The organism is Paraburkholderia sp. SIMBA_053, assembly GCF_046534895.1.
GTDB lineage: Bacteria > Pseudomonadota > Gammaproteobacteria > Burkholderiales > Burkholderiaceae > Paraburkholderia > Paraburkholderia caledonica.
In genome coordinates, this window is record NZ_JAWRXU010001614.1 from 1 (window position 1) to 239 (window position 239).

Consider the following 239-nt stretch of genomic DNA (forward strand, 5'->3'; position numbering starts at 1 on the left):
CCCGTCCACCGCTTCAGGACCGGCGCCTTGCCAGCGCTGCACGGTGCGCGCGCTCAGCCCCAGCATGGCGCACGCACGTGCCTGGCGAGCCCCGGCTGCGATCGCCTCGTCGATCAGAGCCTTCAATGTCGCGCGCTGTTCGGCAGAAGTCATTCGTCCTCGTCCCCGAACAGCGCCTGATACTTTTTTGAAAGTACCAGCAACGCGGCCGCCTCCGCTAACGCCTTTTCCTTGCGTTT

1 pseudogene is annotated in these 239 nt (G+C 64.9%); it reads right to left on the reverse strand.

Going from position 1 to position 239, the window contains the following annotated elements:
• Positions 1 to 239: pseudogene (locus tag SB753_RS41010) on the reverse strand (IS3 family transposase); the annotation flags it as partial.